The organism is Mobilisporobacter senegalensis (genome assembly GCF_003752155.1).
Lineage (GTDB): Bacteria > Bacillota > Clostridia > Lachnospirales > Lachnospiraceae > Mobilisporobacter > Mobilisporobacter senegalensis.
Window position 1 is genome coordinate 20,672 of sequence record NZ_RJVG01000019.1, and the last position, 7,440, is coordinate 28,111.

Sequence of the window (7,440 nt, forward strand, 5' to 3'; positions counted from 1 at the left end):
TTATCACAAACTACAAAACAAATATTCGAACTTGACAATATTTATTCAGATGAAAAAAATAACAGCTTTTGTGGATAATGTGGATAACTCAGTGTATAACTTACTTGTCCCATAAAATAAGCATTTTCTATTGTGGATAGTTTTTACGGTTATCAACATGCAAAATATACCAGGTTTTTGACATTAAATTAAATCCTTAAACCTTTGTGCACTTTGTACAAATCAACACTTTTATCCTAAATATTTGGTATGTTTTTCAAATTTTTTTAAAGTCAAATTTAACGTCATTTTCTTTAATTATCTAAAAATTATGACAACTATAAACATCAAAATTTGAAAGAACCCGCTTTTATAAATTGGTAATTTTTCACAATATTAAAATGTGATATATTGCAATTTGAGTTGAAAAATTATTCATAGACCAATATGAAAAAAGATATAGTTATCCACAAAACAATTATCAATACTTTTTAATCTTCAGTAAAGTTAGGGAACTTTCCTGTATATTAAAAAAGCTTTATTATATTCTTATTTCATGAATATAATAAAGCTAATTTTCACATATTAATTAATAACTCTTCTTGCCATATATGGTGATCTGTAATTCACTTTTGATACTTTGATACCTGTACGTGGACTGCTTGCATGAACAACCTGTCCACCACCAATATATAATGCAACATGATTAACGCTTCCTGAACTTCCCGTATAGAATACTAAATCACCAGCTCTTAAGGAACCTAAGTCAACTTTTTTACCTGCACCCGCTGCCTGAGATCTTGAATCTCTAGGAATGCTGTAACCATAGCTGCGATATACTGCTTGAGTAAAGCCGGAACAATCTGTTCCATTCGTTAAACTTGTACCACCATAAACATATGGGTTGCCAACAAACTTTAATGCATAACTGGCAATTTCAGAACCTGAGCCTGATCCTTTAGGATCATCAGCAATTGTTACACTCTTACCAGTATTACTTGGCTTATTAGAGCTATTATTTCTTGAGCTTGTATTACTTTTTGAACTGCTTGTATTATTTGACCTTGATTGATTCTGTAATCTTTGTAATTGCTCTTGTTCTGCTTTTCTAGCAGCTTCTTCTCTCTCTAATTGTTCCTGCTCTTCTTTAATGGATATTGCTTTTTTAAATTCTACATCGATATTGACAAAATCTTTTGAAACATATCCCTTAAGGCTATCTTCTTCATTATCATCAATGGAAATCTTAACCCATTTATCATACTCTTTAATGACTTCATATACTTCGCCTTCTGGTATCATTGTAAGACACTCAGATTCTATGCTCTTTGCTTTTCTAACTTTTAATGTAGTTGTATTTACTGTTGCTAATTTAGTAGCGTATTTATCAACCAATTCTTCTGCGTCAAAACCGATTGCTAAAAATTCGGAATTAATGTAGCCAGTTACTTTACCGGATTTGATTTTAACCCATTCTCCATCTCTTTTAATAATTGTTGCAGCAGACCCTTTGTATAATTTGCCAAGCACTTTACTATCTGTATTTGCTTCCTTACGTATGTTGACATAATTATCCGCAATGGAAATACCAGTGTTATCATATTGGGAAGTCTCTTCCACCTTCTCTTCTACTTGTTCTTCCACTACAATCTCTTTTGCTGCCGCTTCTTCTTCAACTACCGGTACTTCAAATGTAGTCGCTTCCTCTGTTATTCCGGTATTTAGAGATAAAGCATTTAAGGTATTAACTTCAGCATCCGTTTGAACATTCACACTTGCTAAAGTTGTATCATTGTTTGCGTTATAAAATTTATCAAGAGAAACTGCAATTCCAGCAATTCCTTTTTCAGTGCTAAGTGAAACTGCGTCTACGATATTAAAATCAACTGTTAAAAATGCAGTAATTGTTGCTGCCAGACACATGGTTGTCTTTATACGCTTAGAGTAAATCATGTTTTCCCTCCGTATCGTAACTTCTACATAAATTGTTACAAAAGTATTAAAATATTCTTGTTTTATTATAACAAAATATATAAAAATTGTCAATAAAGGTTTACGAGCTTATCCAAATAATTAATAATTTTTTAAATTATAGAGGCTCTGCTAATATTGAACAGTAAGGATTTAGATATATTTCAACGATAATATACAGATTTTAGAAATATTAATTTTCATTTAAATATTTTTCTACAGCTGTAATGGCATTTGCACCATCTGCCGCTGCAGTAATAATCTGTCTTAATCCTTTAGTACGGATATCTCCTGCCGCAAACACACCTTTTACATTTGTTTCACAATCTTCACCTGCAATAATATAACCAGAAGAGTCTGTTGCTACAAATTCTTTATATACATCAGAACTTGGCATGTTTCCAATGGCAATGAATGCACCTTCTATATTAAGGGCTCTTTTTTCTTCCGTTTTCAGGTTCCTGATAGTAATAGATTCAACTGCTTCTGTTCCTCTAATTTCTTCTACAACACTGTCCCATATAATCTCAACATTTTCCATGGATTTAAGTTTTAACTGCAAACTTTTTGCCGCCCTGAATTCATCTCTTCTATGAATTACATATACCTTATGGCATAATCTTGCTAAAAAGATTGCATCTTCCACTGCTACATCCCCGCCTCCAACAACAGCTACATCTTTGTTTCGAAAGAAAGCGCCGTCGCAAGTAGCACAATAGGATACTCCCATTCCAGAGAATTTCTCTTCTCCTTCTGCTCCCAGTTTCTTATAAACAGCTCCTGTGGAAACAATTATGGTTTTTGACTTATAGGTGTCTCCATTATCTAACGTTATAGTTTTTACTGCACCTTCCACATCAAAACTTTGCACATCACCCGTCACGAAATTAACACCCTGATTATCACAGTGTTTCCGGAATCTATCCGCCAATTCAAATCCGCTGATACCTGGCACCCCCGGATAATTATCTACCTCATACGTGTTAATAATCTGTCCTCCGCTGATGGGATTTTTTTCGATAATTATGAAATTAAGATCAGCCCTGCTTGCATAAATACCTGCTGCAAGTCCTGCCGGTCCGGAACCAACAATAATTAAATCATATATCTTTTCCATACACTTACCTCTTTCCTATATCTTTATTTCTACATTTCATTATTTCTTTCCATATTTATTTATGATACAGCAACATTATACCATATCCACTAAATTCGAGAACACCTCATTAAGTGGTTAGGTATATATTCTCACTAAGCTCGAAAATACCTTGCTAAGTGTTCATATTATACCATATCCACTAAATTCGAAAACACCTCATTAAGTGGTTAGGTATATATTCTCACTAAGCTCGAAAATACCTTGCTAAGTGTTCATATTATACCATATTAATTATATAAAAATACATTCTAACCTTTTGATGAGATGATATAAAGTACAACTTCATATCATTCATTTAAATATTGGATTTTAAAAATAGAGGTATATTCACAAATTGTATCATTAAAGAACTAATCTTAACATTACAAATTTAAATACACCTCATATTATTTTTTGACTAATGCTTATTTTTACTATTCTTTATAATATTTCACCCAAAAACATAAATACCAGGCAAATTGCTATGCCAATAATCAAAGAGAGAGTAATCAGTCTGCTATTTTTTGACTCAGAAGCATCATAAGAATATGTTTCTTCATCTGATTCTATTTCTGTCAACCGTTCTCCCCGAAAAATCGCCTTAATATGTTCTATCCTATTGGAATTCTTCGCTATAGCAAGTAAAATAACTGCCGCAAAAATGGTTGTTATCAAAACAATCGGCCATAGGGATGAAATTGATACTAACAGTTCTGTCCTTGTATAGTGCGTATTCAAACTATCCGCTAAATCTCTGGCATATTCCGGGTCAATCTCTTTTAACATATCCTGCAATTTTGGAATCATATAAACATTAAATACGGAAGTTCCATTAATAACAAAGTGCATAATCATAGAAGAGAAGATGGAATCTGTGGCTTCAATAAGAATCACAAATATTATACCCATTACAAAGGCATAAAAGAATTGGTTAAAATTCATGTGCAACAGTGCAAATAGTAATGCACTTAGCAGCATACCATTTATAACATTTACCTTCCTATATTCATTGTAAAAAATCCCCCTATAAACAGTTTCTTCAAAAATACAGGGTATAAGTGCAATAGAAAAAAGACTTATATACAAAGGATTTTCATTAATAATAACTTCTACAGTATTTTGTATATTATTTTTTACAAAGAGCATTGAAATTAAATTGATTAATGTCATTAACGGAATGGACAGATAAGAAAATATAATAATCAATAAAATATTTGAAATTTTTAACTTATGAAACCGTATTGTTTTATGCAGATCAAATTTATTGCTTATGATATATACAAGAGCAGGTATTATGAGCAATACCTGAGATGTTAATAATGTGTATACCATATTTTTCGTAATTAAATAAATATATGATGTAAAGAAAGACCCGAAGATAGATATTAATACTGTTATACAGTATATAATATTAATCTTTTTAATTTTATTCATAAATATTTGCTCCAATCCACAGATTATTCCCCAAGATCATATGGCACTTTTCTAAGGAATACATTAAGCCATTCCTGCTCTTTTCTTTCAGGTCTAATATCATTTGTTTTAAATATCTCAATAATCTCTAAGTTTTCATGAGAAGCAATTAATTCTCTCATCATTCTGGTCTTATATTCTGTATAATATATTCCATCTTTCACACCGGAATATTCCCCATATTTAAAAGACATATATAATACCCCATGGGGTTTTAGACTATCTGTGATTTTATCTAAAATAGAATCCATATCAGTTCTTGTTATATGCACTAAAGACGCACAAGCCCAGACTCCATCAAACACTTCTTTAAAATCCATGTCTTCATAAGTCATACATAATACATCTTGGCCAATATGTATTTGTGCTAATTCACATAGTTCCTTTGCGCCGTCTATAGAAGTTACATCATAACCTTTTTCAATGAAATATAAACTATCTCTTCCCGATCCACATCCTAAGTCAAGTACAGTTGAGCTCTCTGGAAGCAATTCAATAAATTGCTCCAAAATCTCTGTCATATCAAGATCTACTGTATTCTCATAATAAACACCTGCATGCCTATTATAATAGTCTGTCTGGTCCACAATAATCCCCCTGTTCAAATTCAACATTCATTCTTAAACTACTGGTTTTTAATTAACATTTATATTATAGCAAATATTTAGTTACATGGCTATAAAAAATATTCATCAAAAAAATCCCACGGCAATTGCAGCGGGATTCTTTATCTACTAAATTTAAATTAACCACGAATCATAAATTCCATAAGTTTTTCTACGTCTTCCGGTTCGTAAGCAATAATTTCAAGATTATCAATTGTACCATCAGAAAAAACTTTTGCTAAAGATACATATTGTGTAAGCTTAGATTTTAAATTTAATCTATCACCCTCTTGTGATACAAGTTCTACTGTCCCTTTGCAAGAATCAATAATGCTAAAAAATTTCTCTATATCTGTAATATTGTTAAATTTCATATTCATATCCTCCTTATTATGCATTTTTTATATCTTAAATATAAATCCTATTTCATAAAATGTCAACGGATATTTACTAGAATAACTTGTCCTTATATAAGACAGTAGTGGTTTTTATTGATAAGTGAAAAAACGAAGTTTTTTGCTACTTATTTTCCTTAAATATGGTATAATGGTTGAATCGATATGACAACCATGGAGAAAGGAGTCTTAAAATGTACAGTTTTAACAGCAGAGTAAGATATAGCGAAGTTAATAAAGACAAAAAATTGGATTTAACTTCTATTATAAATTATTTTCAGGATTGCAGTACTTTTCAATCAGAAGACATTGGAATGGGATTGTCCTATCTGGAAAACAGGAATAGAATATGGCTTTTAAATGGATGGCAAATTCAAGTGAATCGATACCCATCTCTTGGAGAAACTATAACCACAGGAACATGGGCCTATGATTTTAAAAGTATGTATGGATATCGTAATTTTATTATAAAAGATTCCAATAATGAAATTTGTGCTGCTGCAAATTCCATTTGGGTATTATTAGACACACTAACTCACCGGCCTGTACGGATTACTGACGACGATATTGGTCGATACTATATGGAAGAGAAGTACGATATGGAGTATGCTCCTCGCAAAATTCCGATTCCAGAGAATTTAAAAAATTATGATAGTTTTACAGTTGTCAGATCAAATATAGATACAAATAATCATGTTAATAATGGGCAGTATATTAAAATGGCTGAAGAGTATCTGCCACTGGGATTTAAAATCAGGCAGTTAAGAGCAGAATATCGTATGTCTGCAGTTTTAGGTGACACAATAGTACCAATGGTGAGTGAGAAAAAAAATCTATGCTCCGTGGTACTTGCCGATACCAATGGCAACCCATACACAATTATTGAATTTGAAAGATGAGGTATAAAATATGATAAAACTTGGTGAAATTCAGATATTGAAAGTTGTAAAAACAACTGACTTTGGAGTATATTTAAATGATCCCAATGGATTAGAAACAGATAAAGTATTACTGCCAAAAAACCAAGTAGATCCCGGGACCAAACCAGGGGATGAGATCGAAGTATTTATCTATCGGGATTCCGAAGACAGATTAATTGCTACTACTACGCATCCTACTCTGACTTTAGGCAAAGTGGCTATGTTAAAAGTTATTGAAGTTGGTAATATTGGAGCTTTCCTGGATTGGGGACTGGCGAAAGATTTATTATTGCCGTTTAAAGAGCAGACCCAAAGAGTTCATACTGGAGATGATATTCTCGTAAGTTTATACATTGATAAAAGTAATCGCTTATGTGCCACTATGAAGATTTATAGTTACCTAAACCAGACATCTCCCTATAGTAAAGATGATAAGGTAATTGGAACTGTTTATGAATTAAGTGATGAATTTGGTGCTTTTGTAGCTGTGGATAACATTTACTCAGCTCTTATATCAAAAAAAGAATTGTATCGTGAAGTAAAACCAGGAGACAGCGTTGAAGCCAGAGTAATAAATGTCAGAGAGGACGGCAAACTTGATCTTAGTATAAGAGAAAAATCCTATATACAGATGGATATTGATTCCCAAACAATATTAGGTAAGTTAGAAGCAAATGGAGGACATTTGAATTTTAATGATAAATCTGATCCTGAAAAAATCAAACAAGAATTCAATCTTAGTAAGAATGCATTCAAACGCGCTACAGGCCGTCTGTTAAAAGAAGGAAAGGTTATCCTGACAGAAGATGGAATGAATCTTATAGATTAAAATAAGAAAGTATTTCAAAAGTAAAATAACTTCTATAAAGGGGCTGTAAAAAAACTCCCCTAAAAGAAAAATCGCTGTAGGCATAGAGCTTACAGCGATTTTTTGATATAATTAGTTATGCGATTAACTA

7 protein-coding genes are annotated in these 7,440 nt (G+C 31.9%); 2 read left to right on the forward strand and 5 right to left on the reverse strand.

The features are described from left to right. Window positions 1-564: 564 nt before the first annotated feature. From EDD66_RS17945 to EDD66_RS17965, 5 genes are all read right to left on the reverse strand, one after another. The gene (locus EDD66_RS17945) at window positions 565-1,932 is read right to left on the reverse strand and encodes a C40 family peptidase (RefSeq protein WP_123610972.1); all 1,368 of its coding nucleotides are present in this window, start codon (window positions 1,930-1,932) and stop codon (window positions 565-567) included. A 211-nt stretch (window positions 1,933-2,143) separates the two neighbouring features. Then, entirely contained in the window at window positions 2,144-3,067 is a 924-nt protein-coding gene (gene trxB, locus EDD66_RS17950) for a thioredoxin-disulfide reductase (protein ID WP_123610973.1), read from the reverse strand. A gap of 462 nt (window positions 3,068-3,529) precedes the next feature. Continuing rightward, a complete protein-coding gene (locus tag EDD66_RS17955; RefSeq protein WP_123610974.1) occupies window positions 3,530-4,522 on the reverse strand; it encodes a CPBP family intramembrane glutamic endopeptidase in 993 nt (330 codons plus the stop codon). A 23-nt stretch (window positions 4,523-4,545) separates the two neighbouring features. Beyond that, the gene (locus EDD66_RS17960) at window positions 4,546-5,148 is read right to left on the reverse strand and encodes a class I SAM-dependent methyltransferase (RefSeq protein WP_170164413.1); all 603 of its coding nucleotides are present in this window, start codon (window positions 5,146-5,148) and stop codon (window positions 4,546-4,548) included. A gap of 158 nt (window positions 5,149-5,306) precedes the next feature. Beyond that, window positions 5,307-5,540: a polya polymerase gene (locus tag EDD66_RS17965; RefSeq protein WP_123610976.1), complete on the reverse strand. Its 234-nt coding sequence runs from the start codon at window positions 5,538-5,540 to the stop codon at window positions 5,307-5,309. A 215-nt stretch (window positions 5,541-5,755) separates the two neighbouring features. Between EDD66_RS17965 and EDD66_RS17970 the strand changes: the two genes are divergently transcribed. Beyond that, window positions 5,756-6,460, forward strand: a complete 705-nt coding sequence (locus tag EDD66_RS17970) for an acyl-[acyl-carrier-protein] thioesterase (RefSeq protein ID WP_123610977.1) — start codon at window positions 5,756-5,758, stop codon at window positions 6,458-6,460. Between the two features lie 10 nt (window positions 6,461-6,470). After that, a complete protein-coding gene (locus EDD66_RS17975; protein ID WP_123610978.1) occupies window positions 6,471-7,310 on the forward strand; it encodes a CvfB family protein in 840 nt (279 codons plus the stop codon). The last annotated feature ends 130 nt before the right edge of the window (window positions 7,311-7,440 follow it).

What these genes read in the sequence shown, in the direction of transcription:
- EDD66_RS17965 (WP_123610976.1), bottom strand. Translation starts at nt 5,540, where the DNA reads ATGAAATTTAACAATATTACAGATATAGAGAAATTTTTTAGCATTATT.
- EDD66_RS17970 (WP_123610977.1), top strand. Translation starts at nt 5,756, where the DNA reads ATGTACAGTTTTAACAGCAGAGTAAGATATAGCGAAGTTAATAAAGAC.
- trxB (WP_123610973.1), bottom strand. Translation starts at nt 3,067, where the DNA reads ATGGAAAAGATATATGATTTAATTATTGTTGGTTCCGGACCGGCAGGA.
- EDD66_RS17945 (WP_123610972.1), bottom strand. Translation starts at nt 1,932, where the DNA reads ATGATTTACTCTAAGCGTATAAAGACAACCATGTGTCTGGCAGCAACA.
- EDD66_RS17955 (WP_123610974.1), bottom strand. Translation starts at nt 4,522, where the DNA reads ATGAATAAAATTAAAAAGATTAATATTATATACTGTATAACAGTATTA.
- EDD66_RS17975 (WP_123610978.1), top strand. Translation starts at nt 6,471, where the DNA reads ATGATAAAACTTGGTGAAATTCAGATATTGAAAGTTGTAAAAACAACT.